Raw genomic sequence first — 16,479 nt, 5'->3', positions numbered from 1 at the left:
GTATTTATAAGTATTTAATTGAGTTTTATCCAAGAATTATCGTGACGTTATAGTGAAGTTAATTATAATTGTTTAGATACTGTAATTGTCGACTTGGAACTACCATGACCAGCAAACGCTTTATCACTTCGCAAGAACTACTAGAAGATTCTTTTCGCTTAGCACATCAAGTATACCAATCAGGTTTCAAGCCTGATTTCATTATTGGTATTTGGCGCGGTGGTGCGCCAATAGGCATCGCAGTACAAGAGTTTTTTGATTTTAAAAATATTAAAACGGACCATATTGCTGTTCGTACTTCTTCTTATTACGGAATTAATCAACAATCGCGCGAAATTAAAGTGCATGGGTTGCATTATTTAATTGAAAATGCGAATGCCAGTGATTCTTTATTAATTGTTGACGATGTATTTGATTCAGGTCGAAGTATTGATGCATTGCTCAAGCAAATTAATAAACTTTCTCGTTTAAATACGCCAAGTGATATTCGCATTGCGTGTCCGTGGTATAAACCGAAGAATAATAAGGTAGATATTGAACCTGATTATTATGTTCAGCAAAGTGAAGAGTGGTTGGTTTTCCCGCATGAGTTGTCTGGGTTAACCCCGGATGAAATTACATCAGGTAAAACTGAATTAAGTAATATTCACGAGCTATTCCTATAATTTATTTTTGCTTTTATCTTTAGCCTTTAACTGGTCATGTGCTGCATTCATACGATGGCAGCACTTTCTGATGGTTGGGCTTTGCTTTTCAGTTAGCCCCTAAAATTATTAATATTTTCTCATTGTTACTTGTATAATTTTTATCGGCGAGTATTGTTAAACATCGTATTCTTACCTTCTAGATAGTAGTAACACGTCATGCTTTCTTTGTTTTCAAATAAACTGCATCCTAATGTATATATTTTGATGTTGGCTCAAGCGCTGATGGGATCTATTGGTCCATTAGTTGTGTTTGTTGGTGGCTTTGTAGGTATTCAACTTGCGCCAAATCAATCGCTTGCCACATTACCTGTTGCGCTTATGGTAGTGGGGATTGCGGTATTTATGTTACCTGTCGTCAGAGTGATCGCGAAAGTTGGCCGCAAGCGTGGATTTCAGTTAGCGATGTTAATAGGTTTACTAAATACCCTGTTTGCATGCATGAGCATTATGTTGAACAGCTTTACGTTATTTTGTATCAGTATTACGTTATTTGGCATCACCATGGCCGCGTCACAGCAATTCAGGTTTGCCGCAATCGAATCGGTTGACACCAAGCAAGCAAGTCAGGCTGTTTCAGTTTTATTACTTGCGGGGTTGCTTGCCGCATTTTTGGGGCCAGAGACTGCGTTGCTAGGTAAAGACTTATTGGATGTTGAATTTGCGGGTTCTTTTTTATTATTAACAGTATTGCTAGGCGCAGCGTTGACCGTGATTTATTTCTTTAACCCAGTCGAGGTTGATGAGCAAACAATTAATGAGGTAGCTAGACCACTAAAAGCAATTATAGTGCACCCACTATTTATCTCTTCTTTATTATCGGCTGCTGTCGCATTTAGTGTGATGAGTTTTATTATGACGGCAACGCCGATTAGTATGCATATTCATAGTGGTTTTGATATCGCTGATACTAAATGGGTGATCCAGAGTCATATTATAGCGATGTACTTACCGTCCTTTTTTACGGGTAAATTAATACAACGATTAGGTCATTCTGCTGTTCTTTATATTGGCATTGCCACTTTATTAGCGTGCATCGTTATTGGCTTGTTTGGTCAGCACTATATGCATTATTGGTGGGCGTTAATTTTATTAGGTATTGGCTGGAATTTTATGTTTGTTACAGCTACGACGCTATTACCGTTAAGCTACAATCATGCTGAAAAATTTAAAGTGCAAGGGTTTAACGATTTGGTGATTTTCTCTTCGCAAGCGACAGCATCACTATTAGCTGGCTGGGTAGTTGCAGGGTTAGGGTGGAATGGGTTATTGATGATTTGTATTCCGCTGCTCGTAGTCACAGCAATTATTATCTGGCTGTGGCGGCATGCTAGGGTAGTTGCTTTATCTCCCGAATAGTAAACATAGTTCAAGCATATCAACCATAAAAATGTAGAAGAGTGTTTTAAAACAACTCTTCTATTGCTGTTTGCTTTAAGTCCTTAATACGCCATCAGTATTGGGTATTTTAAGTGCTGATTATCGTAATACTTTGAGTGCTTATATAGCCACTTCATCTTTTCGTCTGACTCTCCCGAAAATAACTCTGAAAGGGAGCCAGCATTTTTGTTATTTTCTACGGTTGTTTCTGGTTGTGTTTGTTTGCCGAACTTTTCGTAAAAAGCGGCTTTTAATGTTGCATCTTGCTGCAATAACTTGTGTGCTAGCGGCACCATTGCATAACTTTCAATATATTCTGTTTGCTGAAAAATTTGATTGAAAAAGCCCCAGCTAAAAAGAGAATCTGGACCTCTTGGGTCGAGCAACGCAACGGCTAATAGTCCTAGTTTTTGTGATGTTGGGACTCTTACCGTGCCAGCGGGTAGCAGGGTAGTTAATTGATTTGCGTTGAATTCAGCATTCACCGTTAAACGCCCTTCAAAAGGTACTTTGCCAAAGGAGTAATTGCTAGCCGTTAATTGGGTAACTGCTAGGTTTTTCGCTTCTAATAATCGATCGAATTTTATGCCCTGTACTGTCAAACGGTGTATTACATCCTGATATTGAGGCGGAATATAATAAGCGCTTGGTATCGACACAGTTGTTTTTGGAATACGTGACCAGTAGACGGGTAACTTTTCATAACGTTGCGCTTTTCCGGTCCACTCGACATATTTAATCCCCGTCAGCGGGTCAACAGCATTACGATATTCAATGCCTTGAAAGTCAATATATTCGGGGTTTTGCGTATCGGAAGACCAAGCAAGAGTTAGCGTTTTATGCTTTTGTTTAATGTCTTGGCTAATTGCTGCTTTCAATGTATTAGCGTCGCTTGCAAGCTTATTAATTGTGGCTTCGAGAAATACGTATGTACCTAATACACGTTGGTGATAAGGTTTTAATGAGTGATTTTCAACGAGTATCGTTGGTAGATGCCTAATATCACCCCAGCCATTGCTATAACGTGGCGTAGCAGTCCAGCCGAATAATCCTTTGGTAAAATTATATTTATCCATCCCGAATACCAGTGGTCCACCAAGGTGGCCATGCTCTTTTAAGCGCTGATTAATAGCAGGTGACAATGCTGTTGAAAGCCAACGACTAATATTTGGTGAGTAACCATGTTCTCCGTTAAAGCCATAAGTAATATCGTATTGGTAATCTTCGCCATCTGTTACATGAATATCTAAATATAACGTTGGCTGCCATTGGTTGATGGCTTTAAATAAAGCCTGCATTTCAGGTGCGTCGGCTTTGGCATAATCTCTGTTTAAATTTAAGTTTTGCGCAGTGGTGCGCCAACCCATATTGCTAGGGCCACGTTGGTTAACACGGTTATATGGGCTAGAACGTTCATGACCGTCGGTATTTAAAATAGGAATAAATAACAGGTTTACTTGGTTCAATAAATGCGCTTTGTTGTTTTTACTAATATCACGTAGCAACATTAAACCTGCATCTTTGCCATCTATCTCTCCTGCGTGTATGCCTGCTTGAATGAGTACCGTTGGTTTTTTATTGGCTTTAAGTGCGTTGGGTGTTTTTACACCTTCTTGTGAGGCGATCAGCATCCATATATCTCTGCCTTGTGCACTTTTACCAATTGACGTTATGTGATAGCGCGGCTCTGAGCTGGCGAGTTTGGTGAGAAAATTAATTGATTCGTCATAATTAGGCGTGTGCGTTAAGTTAGCTTTTTCAAAAGGGGTTTGCCATTTACTATCTCGTTTTTCGATGAGCGCTAGGCTTTTACCAGACCATTTTTCAATGGGAGGCAACAGCGTTTCGTCGGCTTGTGTGTGCGGCACAACAAGGAAATTAAGACAGAATGATGCAGCTAAAAATGTGTTGATGATGTGATTTTTCATTGAGGTAACATTCCAGTTCAGTTCATATACCCGTTGTATGTTAGGTGCGTTGCATAAAGCCTTGCTTTAATTCAAGCATTGGCAAAGCAGCTGGTTTAAGGATATATGGAAAGTAACTTGATTAATATGGAAATTTTATGGTGAGTGTATTGATGACAGCTCAGCGGTTTGCCACTCTAATAGCAATCCTAGAGTAAGCAAACACGAGAGCAAGTGATAATAACCTTGTCGAGGATTTTGCGTATTTTAGTTATACACAGAAGGTTGGAACCGTTGGCTCCACGTTAATAGTTCTACACGATTTCTAGATTGAGTTTTTCTAAAAATACTATAGATATGGGTTTTAACCGTATTGGCACTAATATTTAATTGATCGGCTATTTCTTTATTTTTAGCGCCACTAGAGATCAGTTTAATGATCATAGACTCTCGCTTCGTTAAGTTAGACTCAACAATGGAGCGCCCTGGCGGTTGTTCAGGCGAGGTACGTGGCACAGTTAGTAACTTATTAATCACTGAATTCATGGTTTCGCGCTTGTACCATCGGTCATGTCGCTTCAGGCACTCAATGCCTCTCATTAGCATATCTGGCTTATCTTTTTGATAAAATACGCCACGAATACCATGGACAACGCACATGCATTCATCAATATCTTTTTCTTTAGCATTCACTAACACTACATTAGCCGCAGCTGCTAGCTCTTTGATTTCTGTAATTAGCCGACGTGATAAGTCATAATCAGCCACATCAATAAAGTACCAATGTGATGACTCAGCCTCAGACGAATTTGGAAATGTTTCTTGTTGTTTAAGATTAATATTCGACGTTTGTAGTAGTTTTAGAAAAAAACTTAGTCGCTCATTAGCCTGTAGATTAAGTTCTCTAGTAGTAACCAAGAACCCATTAGTGGTGTTTATATCCGTTAAACTCATAACTTCACCAACCTTTAAGTTTGTTGCGCGATCGTGCATATATCACTCAATGTGATAGAAGTCATCGTCGCTATTTTTATTATTATTTTTAACTTACGTTTCACATACTAAAAAAATGTAGGGTATATGTCTACGCCTTTGATGAATTTTTAAACATATAAATAAGCATAAAGGATGAGTGAAGTGAAATAAAGTCGGTTTATGTAACGGAAAGTGTTAATAAGAATGGCGGATTAAATTAATTGAAAACTTGATTTAAATAGTGGAAGTTGGCGCATAACATTAAACTTATACGCCAAAAAGTGAGAATGAACGCTTATTTATTGACCCGTATAATATTTGCACCAAGAGGCTGTAGTTTGTTTTCTATTTTTTCATAACCACGGTCGATATGATAAATACGGTCAACGATCGTGGTGCCTTCAGCAACTAAACCTGCCAACACTAAACTCGCTGATGCGCGCAAATCGGTTGCCATCACTTGAGCACCAGTTAAGCGCTCAGTATCACCACATATAGCGGTATTACCTTCTAGGCGAATATTGGCACCCATACGTTGCAGCTCAGGGACATGCATAAATCGGTTTTCAAATATGGTTTCAGTAATGGTGCCTGTGCCTGCGGCAACAGCATTGAGTGCGGTGAACTGAGCTTGCATATCAGTGGCAAAGCCTGGGTGCGGTGAAGTTTTAATATTCACAGCGGTTAAGCGATTGCTCTGCATTGAAATGCGTATAAAGTCGTTACCCGTTGTGATCACTGCATTAGCTTGCTGAAGCTTTTCGATCACGGCATCGAGTAGATAAGGTGCCGTATGGTTGCAAACAACGTCGCCCCCTGTCATTGCAGCGGCTACTAGAAATGTGCCGGTTTCAATACGGTCTGGTAAAATGCTGTGCTCACACCCGTGCAATTCGGCAACACCTTCAACCACAATAGTGTCGCTACCCGCACCTTTAATTTTGGCGCCCATTTTGATTAGGAAGTTAGCCAGATCGATAATCTCTGGTTCACGGGCGGCATTTTCAATGATTGTTTCGCCATCAGCTAAAACTGCAGCACTTAATAAGTTTTCTGTAGCACCAACGCTCACCATGTCCATTACAATGCGAGCGCCTTTTAATCGTCCTGCAACAGACGCATTAATGTAACCACCTTCCAGCTCTATTTGTGCCCCCATTTTTCGCAGGCCATCAATGTGCAAATTTACAGGGCGTGCCCCGATAGCGCAGCCGCCCGGTAACGAGACATGCGCTTTACCAAAACGAGCTAACATAGGGCCTAATACGAGAATAGAAGCACGCATTTTTTTAACTACTTCGTAGGGGGCTTCTAAACTGGTAATGTTTGCAGCACTGATTTCCATATTACCCGCGTTTCGGTTTACTTTTACACCTAGGTGGTCGAGTAACTCAACAGAAGTGTCAATGTCACGTAGTTCTGGCACATTGCTCAATGAAACAGTGTCAGGTGTTAATAGTGTGGCGATAACAATGGGTAATGCCGCATTTTTAGCGCCGGAAATGGTGACTTCACCATTTAATGAATTACCACCTAAAATTTGAAATTGATTCATGAATGAAGGGATTCCTTAAGAAGGCATAACTAGTTTTTTATCTCTTGCCCATTCATCCGGAGTGTAGGCTTTGATGGATACGGCATGAATTGTTCCATCTTTAATATGCGCCATCAATGGTGCATAGATTAGCTGCTGTTTTTTTACGCGGCTTACACCGTCAAAGCAGTGACCAACAGCGATCACTTCGTAGTGGCTGCCTTCTACTTTTACATATACTTCGTCAAGAGACAGTTCAGTAGTAAGCAATGTTTTTATTTGTTCTGGTTCCATGGAAGTACTCATAATAAATTTGGTTTGTCACCATGATATGGCATTACAAAACTTAATAGGAAAGGGTGGAACTATACAGCCTAGCGCTACAATGTGCTAGGCGTTCTGTGTTAAGTTTTAAACAGCAGTATTGTCTAATAAAGGTAATACATCTGTTACAGTAGCAATATCAACTAGCTGTTGTGGCAGGTGCTGAAATGATATGTTGCAGTTGGCAGCATTTGCAGTTTCAATTAAATGCAATAACCAAGCTACGCCAGCAGTATCAACACTCACGGTGTCGTTCATATTAACAGTAAGAGACTGGCCACTAAAGTTAGACTTTTTTATCGGGTAATGAGCTAAAATACTAGTGCGATTTAGCTCACCCGATATATTCAGAAGATTAGAAGCAGGCTCCCAACGTAAATTCATGCTCATTTATTTGGCGTCTTTTTCTTTTATTTCAATCGGGCGCTTTGCTTTTTCTTTCAGTAAACTTGTTACACTGTCTAACCCTTGTTGCATAATCAGACCACCTAATTCAGCGCGTTTACTGTCTAGCAGTGAAATACCTTCTGCTACCATGTCATAAGCTAACCAGCCTTGGGTTTTAGTTCTACGCACTTTGAAATTAATTTTGATATCAGGCTTGCCTTCATCAATCACTTTAGTGGTGATCATAACGATTTTTTTACCGTCTACAGATTGTTCAGGCTCAAAAATCACCGCTTGATTTTTGTAAAGTGTAAGCACACCTGCATAAGTAGAAACTAAATAATCGCGAAATGCGTGCACGAAGTCTTCGCGCTGTTCGGCTGTGAATTTTCGGAAATTTTTACCCAACACTTTATAAGCCGCGTAGCGGTAATCGACATACGGCAACAATTCTTCCGTAACGACTTTTTTCAGGTGTTCTGGTTGATTTTTGATTACTTGCTGTTCGTTAGCGATACGCTTAAACGTTTTATCTGCGACGCGTTCAATCAGCTTATACGGATTTTCTTCGTTGTTTGCGCTCGCTTGAAAAGATAGCGATAAAATAACTGCAATAATAAAAGTGTGTAGGTATTTCAACATAGTGGTTCCTTATTAGTCATCTGTTCCTTGATTAAATAAAAACTGTCCAATGAGCTCTTCAAGCACAAGCGCTGATTTAGTATCTTCGATATAGTCACCGCCTTTAAGTATTTCAACACTTTCGTCTATAAATCCAGGTTCTAATCCTAAATATTGTTCGCCAAGTAGGCCTGATGTAAGTATAGAGATAGAACTGGTTTCAGAAAAATTATTATAAGATTGAGCAATAGACATGGTCACAACCGGAGAATAATCTTCAGGATCTAACTTAATAGCGGTTACACGGCCTACCACTACACCGCCTACTTTTATTGGCGAGCGAGTTTTTAATCCACCAATATTGTCAAATTTAGCGTATAAATTATATGTTTCGCCTGTTCCTACCGCTCCTGCATTGGCAACGCTTAACGCCAGCATAACAAATGCCATCACACCTAATGTGATAAAAATGCCTACCATAATTTCAATTTTGCGGCTTATCATAGTTTTCTCTCGTTTATCCTAAATTATCCAAACATTAACGCGGTTAATACAAAGTCGAAACCCAGTACGGCAAGTGATGCATGTACTACTGTTTCTGTGGTTGCTTTACTGATCCCTTCTGACGTAGGCATGGCATCATAACCTTTAAATAGCGCTACCCAAGTTACAATAAAGGCAAACACAATGCTTTTGATGATACCGTTAAATACGTCATCCACTAAATCTACATTAGCTTGCATGATTGACCAGAAGCTGCCGTTGTCAACACCTAGCCATTCTACGCCAACAATATGACCGCCTAATATACCTACGGCAGAAAATATAAGTGCTAACAATGGCATGCTTATAACGCCAGCCCAAAAACGAGGAGCAATAATGCGTTTTAATGGATCAACTGCCATCATTTCCATGCTGGTTAGCTGTTCGGTTGCTTTCATCAGGCCAATTTCAGCGGTTAGTGCAGAGCCTGCACGCCCGGCAAATAGTAAGGCAGTAACAACTGGGCCAAGCTCACGTAATAGTGACAACGATACCATAGGGCCAAGGCTATCCTCAGCGCCATAATCAACTAAAACAGTATAGCCTTGTAATGACAATACCATGCCGATAAACAAGCCAGCGACAATAATAATCATTAAAGAGCGTACACCCACTACATGAATTTGTTTAATGAGTAGTGGCAGAGCTTTACCTGGTTTTGGCACAGTAAAAATGGCACTTAATAACATAAATGCAGCGCGCCCGAGCCCGGCTAAATACGATAATGTGGTTGCGCCCACTATTTGAAAGAACGACATCATCTTAATGAGTTACCTTTAACAAGTCTTCAGAGTATGGTTTCGCTTTAAAGTGGAATGGTACAGGACCATCCGAGTGCCCATTAAGGAATTGCTGCACGAGCGGAGAGTCTGATTGTCTTATTTGATCAGGAGAGCCGTGGCCAATCACTTGTTGCTCTGCAACTATGTACACATAGTCAGCAATGCTCATCACTTCAGTAACGTCGTGCGAAACAATGATAGAACTTAAGCCAAGTGCGTCATTCAGTGAGCGAATTAATTTAATCAATACACCCATTGAAATAGGATCTTGGCCTACAAAAGGTTCGTCGTACATAATCAACGAAGGATCTAGTGCGATTGAACGCGCTAACGCGGCTCTTCTTGCCATTCCGCCTGATAATTCATTTGGCATTAGTTCAGCAGCACCACGTAGGCCCACCGCTTCAAGCTTCATTAAGACCATTTTTCTGATCAGTGCTTCAGGTAACTTGGTGTGCTCACGAATAGGGAAGGCAACGTTGTCATAAACCGACATTTCAGTAAATAATGCACCGCTTTGAAATAGCATGCTCATATTTTTGCGCACATCATAAAGTGCTTTGCGGCTTAATTCAGGAATATTACTATCGTTGAAATGGATTGAACCTGACTGTGGCTGTAATTGCCCACCAATTAAACGTAGCATCGTTGTCTTACCGATCCCACTAGGCCCCATTATGGCCGTAACTTTACCCCGAGGAAAATTAAGACTGATGTTGTCGTATATTAATCTTTCCCCACGCTTGAAAGTTAAATTTTTAACTTTCACTATGAAATCAGACAATTCACCTTCCTGTGTACTAAATTAAGAGAAACTAAGGCCGCGTATTTTATGCTGTTTTAACTTTAGTTGATAATAATATTTCGTAAATAAATATAAATTTTTTAAAAAATTGTTGCTGAAGGCCGATTTTACTCGATTATTTTGGGGTTTTGCTTTTCTTTTTATTCATTTAACCGCACAATTGCGGCCATTGTTGGGTTCAAAATGACGTTTATACCATGCTTATTTCATTTGCTTTGTTGGTTTTAGGGTTTGCATTATTAGTTTGGAGTGCTGATAAGTTTGTTTATGGCGCGGCGGCATTAGCAAGAAATCTTGGCATATCAACGATGATTATTGGTTTAACCATTGTTGCTATGGGCTCCTCGGCACCCGAGATGATGGTGTCGGCCAGTGCATCAATTGCTGATAAAACTGACACCGCTGTGGGTAATGCAATTGGATCAAATATCACTAATATCCTTCTTGTTCTAGGGTTAACAGCGTTACTTAAACCCATGTCAATCTCTTCCAGTACTGTCTATCGTGAATTACCCATAGTATTGGCGGTTTCTGTATTGGCATGGTGGTTTATTCAAGATAATTATTTTTCTTTCAATGAAGGCGCGGCACTCGCTATTGCATTTGCACTGTTTATTGGTGGCTTGATGATTATTGCAATGCGCAACAGAAATAGTAATCAGAATAAAGGTACAGATTTATTTTTAGACGAGGCAGAAGACGAAATTCCTGAAGGTGTTAGTAATAAAAACGCCATCTTCTGGGTGGTGCTTGGTATTATTCTATTACCGTTAAGTTCAACCATTTTGGTTGATGCGGCTACCGATATCGCAAAATATTTTGGCATGAGTGACTTAGTCATCGGGCTTACCATTATTGCAATTGGCACCAGCCTACCCGAACTCGCGGCAAGTATTGCAGGTGTGATGAAAAATGAAGATGATTTAGCCATTGGTAATATTATTGGCTCAAACATTTTTAATATTTTAGCCGTGTTAAGTATAGCGGGTTTAATCAACCCTTCTGCCATAGATCCAAGTGCAGGTAGCCGAGATGCATTGATAATGATTGGTGCAACCCTAATGTTAGTATTAATGTCATTACGTTTTAGAGGCCGTCGAAGAATAAACCGCTTTGAAGGTGCAGTGATGCTGTCGTGTTTTATTGGGTATCAAGCATTAATTTTTTTAACATTAAGCTAGTTTAAATTTATTGTGTCAGAGAACGTTCACCATGCCAGAAAGTACATTTATTACCTCAGCTAAAAAAGTGATCGAAATAGAAAAAAAGGCAATAGAAAATATTGCTAAGTATATAGATGCTGATTTTGTTCAGGCGTGTGAGTGTATGCTTGCTTGTCAAGGACGAATTATTGTCATTGGTATGGGAAAGTCGGGTCATATTGGTAATAAAATTGCGGCAACCTTAGCCAGTACTGGCACCCCTGCCTTTTCTGTGCACCCAGGTGAAGCGAGCCACGGTGACTTGGGAATGATCACACAGCAAGATGTGATTTTAGCGATTTCTAATTCAGGCGAAACCCAAGAAGTACTGACCATTACCCCTGTTATTAAACGTATTGGTGCTACCTTAATTGCCATGACAGGGGCGCCGCAATCATCATTAGCCAAATTATCTGATATTCACTTATGTATTAAAGTAGAACAGGAAGCGTGCCCTTTAGGTTTAGCACCGACAGCCTCAACTACTGCAACCTTGGTAATGGGTGACGCACTTGCCGTTTCATTACTTGAAGCAAGAGGGTTTACTGAAAATGACTTTGCGCTTTCTCATCCGGGCGGTAGCTTAGGTAAGCGACTATTATTACGTTTAAGCGATGTGATGCATCAAGGTATGCAAGTGCCATTAGTAAAAAGTACTGCCACTGTAAAAGAAGCCCTGATGGAGATCACCCAAAAAGGCTTAGGGATGACTGGTGTATTAGATAAAACTGGCGAGCTGATAGGCTTATTTACAGATGGTGATTTACGTCGCATTTTAGATCAAAAAGTCGACTTCCATAACACGCTGATTGGTGACGTTATGACCCAAGGCTGTGTAACTGCTCAGCCTTCAATGCTTGCCGCAGAAGCACTAAAATTAATGCAAGATAAAAAGATCAACGGTCTGATGATTGTGGATGCCAATAATAAACCTGTAGGTGCAATGAATATGCACGACTTATTAAATGCAGGAGTCATTTAATGAATTTATTCGAAACAATGTATCAGTTAGTAACTGATGACGTTGCTAATGCAGCGAAACAAGTAAAATTAGTAATATGTGACGTAGACGGGGTGTTCTCAGATGGTCGAATTTATTTAGGCAATGATGGGGAAGAGCTAAAAGCCTTTCATACCCGTGATGGGTATGGCGTAAAAGCCCTGCTTAATGAGAATATCGCTGTGGCGGTTATTACTGGGCGTAACTCAAGGATTGTTGAAAAAAGAATGACGGCACTGGGTGTTACAGACATCTATCAAGGCTGTGAAAATAAACAAGTTGCTTATCAAGAGTTGTTACAGAAGTACCAACTGACTGATGCACAAGTGGCCTATATTGGTGATGATTTTCCTGACTTACTGCTAATTAAGCAGGTTGGGTTGGGTGTTGCAGTGCAAGATGCTCATCCCCTCGTTAGCATGGGCGCTAAGTATATTACCAAATTGAATGGTGGCTTTGGCGCGGTCAGAGAGTTGTCAGATTTAATTTTAATTAGCCAAGATAAGTTTAATCGTTACAGTGGTACGAGTGCATGAGTAAACTACGAGTGCTATTAATACTCGTATTTTTAGTGGTGATGGCGCTAATGTGGTTGCCGTACATGAAAACCACGCCGTTAACTAGTCAACCTGAAGTGGAGTCTGATTTTAACCCAGACTATACCGCTGCCTCGTTGGTGCACTCAATGTATGCGCCTGATGGCCGCTTGAGTCATAAAATTCGGTCTGAGCGAATGGCGCACTATCAAGAGCTAGGGTTTACGCGCTTTTATAATGCGTTATTTACCATTTACGACCATAACGAACAAAACCATTGGCAAATTCGCGCCGATGAAGCGGTATTGTTTGATGACAGAATTGAGTTAGACAATAACGTAGTCGCTACTAGTTTAAATCAAGATAGTTATTTAAAAACAATTAATGCCGAATATATAGAAGTATCTTTTGTACAAAAAACGATGTTGTCGGATCAAGATGTTGAAATGTTGGGCGATCAATTTGTCATGAAAGGCAAAGGGTTGCGGGCAAATCTGTATAGCAAATCGTTTAAACTAATTAACCATGTAAGAACTGTATATCATAATGAAAATGAAAAGAATTAGTATCTCACTTATATTGGCTAGCCTAATGTTGTCAAACATGGCCAATGCCACGATTGAAGATTTCAAAAAACCTGTAAATGTGGATGCCGACACACAAAGTGTTGATATTAAAAATGACACCGTGAACTTTGTTGGTAACGTTATTATTAAACAAGGCTCGCTTATTATTCATGCTGACGAACTAAAAGCGAATGCTAAGCAAGGTAAAGGCAAAGAAGTGTTTACTGCGAAGGGAAGCCCTGCAACCTACGAACAAACGTTGGATGACGGCAGAGTAATCACAGCGCAGGCCGATGAAATTATTTATAAGCGTGCAGCGCGCCACCTAGCGTTAAAAGGCGCCGCGCAGCTAAAGCAAAACGACAGCCTAGTTAAGGGCGACGTGATTGAGTATGACTTAGAAGCGCAAAAATTAGATGCAACCAGCCAACAAGAAAACAAATCTTCACGTGTAACCACCATTTTTACTACAGAAGATATTGAGGCTAAAAGCGTTCAAGACAAAAATAAGACAGAAGAAACCAACGCTAAAGATGAAAGCGTGAACAAGGAAGCACCTGAAGAGTCGAAAATTGAAACGCCATAACTTTTGATGAAAATTGAGAAAAGTTTACGAAACAAATAAGTGAATCAATGACAATATTATCAGCACAAAATCTGGCAAAAAGTTACAAAGGTCGTCAAGTTGTTCGCGATGTAAGTATCGATGTTGCAGCTGGCAGCATAGTTGGCTTGTTAGGGCCGAACGGAGCAGGTAAAACAACTACATTTTATATGATTGTGGGGTTGGTACCATCTGATCGGGGGCGCATTGTGCTTGCAGACCAAGATTTAACATTGGAACCAATGCATGCAAGAGCACGAGAAGGCATTGGCTATTTGCCGCAAGAAGCATCTATTTTCAGAAAACTTAGCGTTTATGACAATATCATGGCCATTTTGCAAACTCGCCGCGATTTAACCCGAATAACGCGCGAAGAAGCGCTAGATGGGTTGTTAGAAGAATTCAATATTGGTCACATTCGCGATAGCCTAGGCATGAGCTTGTCTGGCGGAGAGCGTCGTCGTGTAGAAATTGCTCGTGCATTGGCCGCTAATCCCAAATTTATTTTATTGGATGAGCCGTTTGCAGGGGTCGACCCAATTTCAGTATTAGACATCAAAAAGATTATCCAGCATTTAAAGAATAAAGGCATTGGAGTATTAATTACTGATCACAATGTACGAGAAACACTAGACGTGTGTGAGCATGCATACATTGTGAGCCATGGTGAATTAATTGCGAATGGTACACCTGAGCAAGTGTTAGCAAATCAGACCGTAAGAGATGTATACCTAGGTGAGCAATTCACGCTATAGTTAAGTTAATTAGTTAAAGGAATTTATCGGATTTTATGAGGCAGTCTTTACAGTTAAAAATTGGTCAACAGTTGACCATGACCCCACAATTGCAACAGGCTATTCGTCTCTTGCAATTATCGACGTTAGATTTGCAACAAGAAATTCAAGAAGCCTTAGACAGTAATCCACTCCTTGAAGTGGAAGAAGATCATGGCTCATCGCCTGAACAAGTGAGCGACAGCAACGACGGAACCACCAAACAAGATGCCAATGGTGAAGCTGAAGACATGACGTTTTCAGAGGTAAAAGAAATGGATACAACGGAAGCGGTTCAACAAGAGAATATGTCGGACGAGCTGCCTGTTGATAGTTCATGGGATGAGTATATTAGTGCAGCGCCGGTGGCGTCAGTGTCTGGTGCTAGCGACAATGATGATATGGTTTTTCAAGGTGAAACGACCGATAATATTCAAGATCATATTTTATGGCAAGTTAGGCTAACCCGGTTTAGCCCTACAGATGAAACGATCGCCATGGCGATAATTGAAGCGATTGACGATTCAGGCTATTTATCAGTTACTACAGAAGATATTCTGAATAGCTTAGGCGATGACGATGTAGAGCTTGATGAGGTTGAAGTAGTACTAAAGCGTATTCAATTAATGGACCCATTAGGTGTGGGAGCCCGCAGTTTAAAAGAATGTATGCTGATTCAGTTAGGTCAATTTAGCAACGATACGCCTTATTTGTCTGACGCAAAAACCATTGTGAACGAATATATCGATTTATTAGGTAATCGTGACTATCGTACTTTACAAAGAAAGACTAAGCTTAAAGAGCATCAGCTAAAAGAGGTTATGCAACTTATCCATAGCCTTAATCCAAGGCCAGCCAGTGCGGTGATTACTGAACAACCGCAATATGTTATTCCAGACGTATCAGTCGTGAAGAAAAAAGGCCGTTGGATTGTAGAATTAAATCCAGACTCAATGCCGAAAGTTACTATTAACCAGCAATACGCGGCGTTGTCTAAAACCAGTAAGTCATCTACGGATACGCAATTTATTCGTTCTCATTTACAAGATGCAAAATGGTTTATCAAAAGTTTGGAAAGTAGAAACGATACCTTACTCAAAGTTGCGAATTGTATTGTGCAGCAGCAACAGGCATTTTTTGAGTATGGTGACGAGGCCATGAAGCCAATGGTATTGAACGATGTGGCAGAAATGGTAGATATGCATGAATCAACCATTTCACGTGTGACAACGCAGAAATATATGCATACACCACGCGGCATTTTTGAGCTTAAGTACTTTTTTTCAAGCCATGTAAGTACTGAAAACGGCGGCGAGTGTTCATCAACAGCGATCAGAGCGTTGATTAAAAAATTAGTCTCTGCAGAAAATGCGGCGAAGCCATTGAGTGATAGTAAGATTGCAGAAATTATGGCTGATCAAGGTATTAAGGTAGCAAGACGTACGATTGCGAAGTATCGTGAGTCTTTGTCTATCCCTCCATCTAACCAAAGAAAGAGCTTACTGTAAGCTCTTGATGAAAGAAGGAAAGTGCTTATGCAAATCAATTTAACTTGCCGTCACGTTAATGCCACTTCGTCGATAAAAGATTATGTAGATAATAAATTTTCCAAATTAGAGCGACATTTTGATCATATCAATAATGTTCACGTTATTTTGGATTCCGAAAAGTTAATGCAAAAAGCGGAAGCAAAACTCCATGTTAATGGCGGAGAGTTGTTTGCCACAGCCACTCACGACGATATGTATGCGGCGATAGATGGGTTGATTGACAAGCTAGACCGACAAGTCATTAAACATAAGGAAAAACTTTCAAGCCACTAAAAAAGAATAGTTA

The 16,479-nt window shown here is 40.2% G+C and carries 19 protein-coding genes; 10 read left to right on the top strand and 9 right to left on the bottom strand.

The window, feature by feature from the left end:
• Positions 1-104: 104 nt before the first annotated feature.
• Both HUU81_RS15290 and HUU81_RS15285 read left to right on the top strand, forming a co-directional pair.
• Positions 105-665, top strand: coding sequence for a phosphoribosyltransferase (locus HUU81_RS15290; RefSeq protein ID WP_199609774.1), 561 nt, complete (start codon positions 105-107; stop codon positions 663-665).
• 198 nt (positions 666-863) lie between these two features.
• Positions 864-2,063 carry an MFS transporter gene (locus HUU81_RS15285; protein ID WP_199609773.1) on the top strand — a complete coding sequence of 400 codons (1,200 nt, stop codon included), beginning with the start codon at positions 864-866 and terminating at the stop codon, positions 2,061-2,063.
• An 83-nt stretch (positions 2,064-2,146) separates the two neighbouring features.
• On the opposite strand, the gene HUU81_RS15280 is transcribed toward HUU81_RS15285, so the two are convergent.
• The 9 genes from HUU81_RS15280 to mlaF form a co-directional block, all read right to left on the bottom strand.
• Positions 2,147-4,012 carry a M14 family metallopeptidase gene (locus HUU81_RS15280; protein ID WP_199609772.1) on the bottom strand — a complete coding sequence of 622 codons (1,866 nt, stop codon included), beginning with the start codon at positions 4,010-4,012 and terminating at the stop codon, positions 2,147-2,149.
• A gap of 246 nt (positions 4,013-4,258) precedes the next feature.
• Positions 4,259-4,984, bottom strand: coding sequence for a helix-turn-helix transcriptional regulator (locus tag HUU81_RS15275; protein WP_199609771.1), 726 nt, complete (start codon positions 4,982-4,984; stop codon positions 4,259-4,261).
• A 277-nt stretch (positions 4,985-5,261) separates the two neighbouring features.
• Positions 5,262-6,521 (bottom strand): UDP-N-acetylglucosamine 1-carboxyvinyltransferase, encoded by a 1,260-nt coding sequence (murA, locus tag HUU81_RS15270; protein ID WP_199609770.1) that lies wholly within the window; start codon positions 6,519-6,521, stop codon positions 5,262-5,264.
• Positions 6,522-6,536: 15 nt separating this feature from the next.
• Entirely contained in the window at positions 6,537-6,794 is a 258-nt protein-coding gene (locus tag HUU81_RS15265) for a BolA family protein (protein WP_199609769.1), read from the bottom strand.
• 117 nt (positions 6,795-6,911) lie between these two features.
• Positions 6,912-7,214, bottom strand: a complete 303-nt coding sequence (locus HUU81_RS15260; protein ID WP_199609768.1) for an STAS domain-containing protein — start codon at positions 7,212-7,214, stop codon at positions 6,912-6,914.
• Positions 7,215-7,853: an MlaC/ttg2D family ABC transporter substrate-binding protein gene (locus HUU81_RS15255; protein WP_199609767.1), complete on the bottom strand. Its 639-nt coding sequence runs from the start codon at positions 7,851-7,853 to the stop codon at positions 7,215-7,217.
• 12 nt (positions 7,854-7,865) lie between these two features.
• On the bottom strand, positions 7,866-8,336 hold the full coding sequence (mlaD, locus tag HUU81_RS15250) for an outer membrane lipid asymmetry maintenance protein MlaD (protein WP_199609766.1): 471 nt from the start codon (positions 8,334-8,336) through the stop codon (positions 7,866-7,868).
• A 23-nt stretch (positions 8,337-8,359) separates the two neighbouring features.
• Positions 8,360-9,133, bottom strand: a complete 774-nt coding sequence (mlaE, locus tag HUU81_RS15245; RefSeq protein ID WP_199612101.1) for a lipid asymmetry maintenance ABC transporter permease subunit MlaE — start codon at positions 9,131-9,133, stop codon at positions 8,360-8,362.
• A 4-nt stretch (positions 9,134-9,137) separates the two neighbouring features.
• Positions 9,138-9,941, bottom strand: coding sequence for a phospholipid ABC transporter ATP-binding protein MlaF (mlaF, locus tag HUU81_RS15240; RefSeq protein ID WP_199609765.1), 804 nt, complete (start codon positions 9,939-9,941; stop codon positions 9,138-9,140).
• 218 nt (positions 9,942-10,159) lie between these two features.
• Between mlaF and HUU81_RS15235 the strand changes: the two genes are divergently transcribed.
• The 8 genes from HUU81_RS15235 to hpf are packed head-to-tail and all read left to right on the top strand — an operon-like array spanning position 10,160 to position 16,466.
• A complete protein-coding gene (locus HUU81_RS15235; RefSeq protein WP_199609764.1) occupies positions 10,160-11,143 on the top strand; it encodes a calcium/sodium antiporter in 984 nt (327 codons plus the stop codon).
• Between the two features lie 31 nt (positions 11,144-11,174).
• Positions 11,175-12,146, top strand: a complete 972-nt coding sequence (locus HUU81_RS15230; RefSeq protein ID WP_199609763.1) for a KpsF/GutQ family sugar-phosphate isomerase — start codon at positions 11,175-11,177, stop codon at positions 12,144-12,146.
• Entirely contained in the window at positions 12,146-12,700 is a 555-nt protein-coding gene (kdsC, locus tag HUU81_RS15225; protein WP_199609762.1) for a 3-deoxy-manno-octulosonate-8-phosphatase KdsC, read from the top strand. Before HUU81_RS15230 ends, kdsC begins: the two co-directional genes overlap by 1 nt.
• Entirely contained in the window at positions 12,697-13,266 is a 570-nt protein-coding gene (gene lptC / locus HUU81_RS15220) for an LPS export ABC transporter periplasmic protein LptC (protein ID WP_199609761.1), read from the top strand. Before kdsC ends, lptC begins: the two co-directional genes overlap by 4 nt.
• A gap of 25 nt (positions 13,267-13,291) precedes the next feature.
• Positions 13,292-13,852 (top strand): lipopolysaccharide transport periplasmic protein LptA, encoded by a 561-nt coding sequence (lptA, locus tag HUU81_RS15215; RefSeq protein ID WP_199609760.1) that lies wholly within the window; start codon positions 13,292-13,294, stop codon positions 13,850-13,852.
• A 47-nt stretch (positions 13,853-13,899) separates the two neighbouring features.
• On the top strand, positions 13,900-14,625 hold the full coding sequence (lptB, locus tag HUU81_RS15210; protein ID WP_199609759.1) for an LPS export ABC transporter ATP-binding protein: 726 nt from the start codon (positions 13,900-13,902) through the stop codon (positions 14,623-14,625).
• 35 nt (positions 14,626-14,660) lie between these two features.
• Positions 14,661-16,151: an RNA polymerase factor sigma-54 gene (locus HUU81_RS15205; RefSeq protein ID WP_199609758.1), complete on the top strand. Its 1,491-nt coding sequence runs from the start codon at positions 14,661-14,663 to the stop codon at positions 16,149-16,151.
• Positions 16,152-16,178: 27 nt separating this feature from the next.
• Positions 16,179-16,466, top strand: a complete 288-nt coding sequence (gene hpf, locus HUU81_RS15200; RefSeq protein ID WP_199609757.1) for a ribosome hibernation promoting factor — start codon at positions 16,179-16,181, stop codon at positions 16,464-16,466.
• Positions 16,467-16,479 lie beyond the last annotated feature (13 nt).

The sequence above is a fragment of the Flocculibacter collagenilyticus genome (assembly GCF_016469335.1).
Classification (GTDB): Bacteria; Pseudomonadota; Gammaproteobacteria; order Enterobacterales; family Alteromonadaceae; genus Flocculibacter; species Flocculibacter collagenilyticus.
This window is presented reverse-complemented; position numbering and strand designations above follow the sequence as displayed.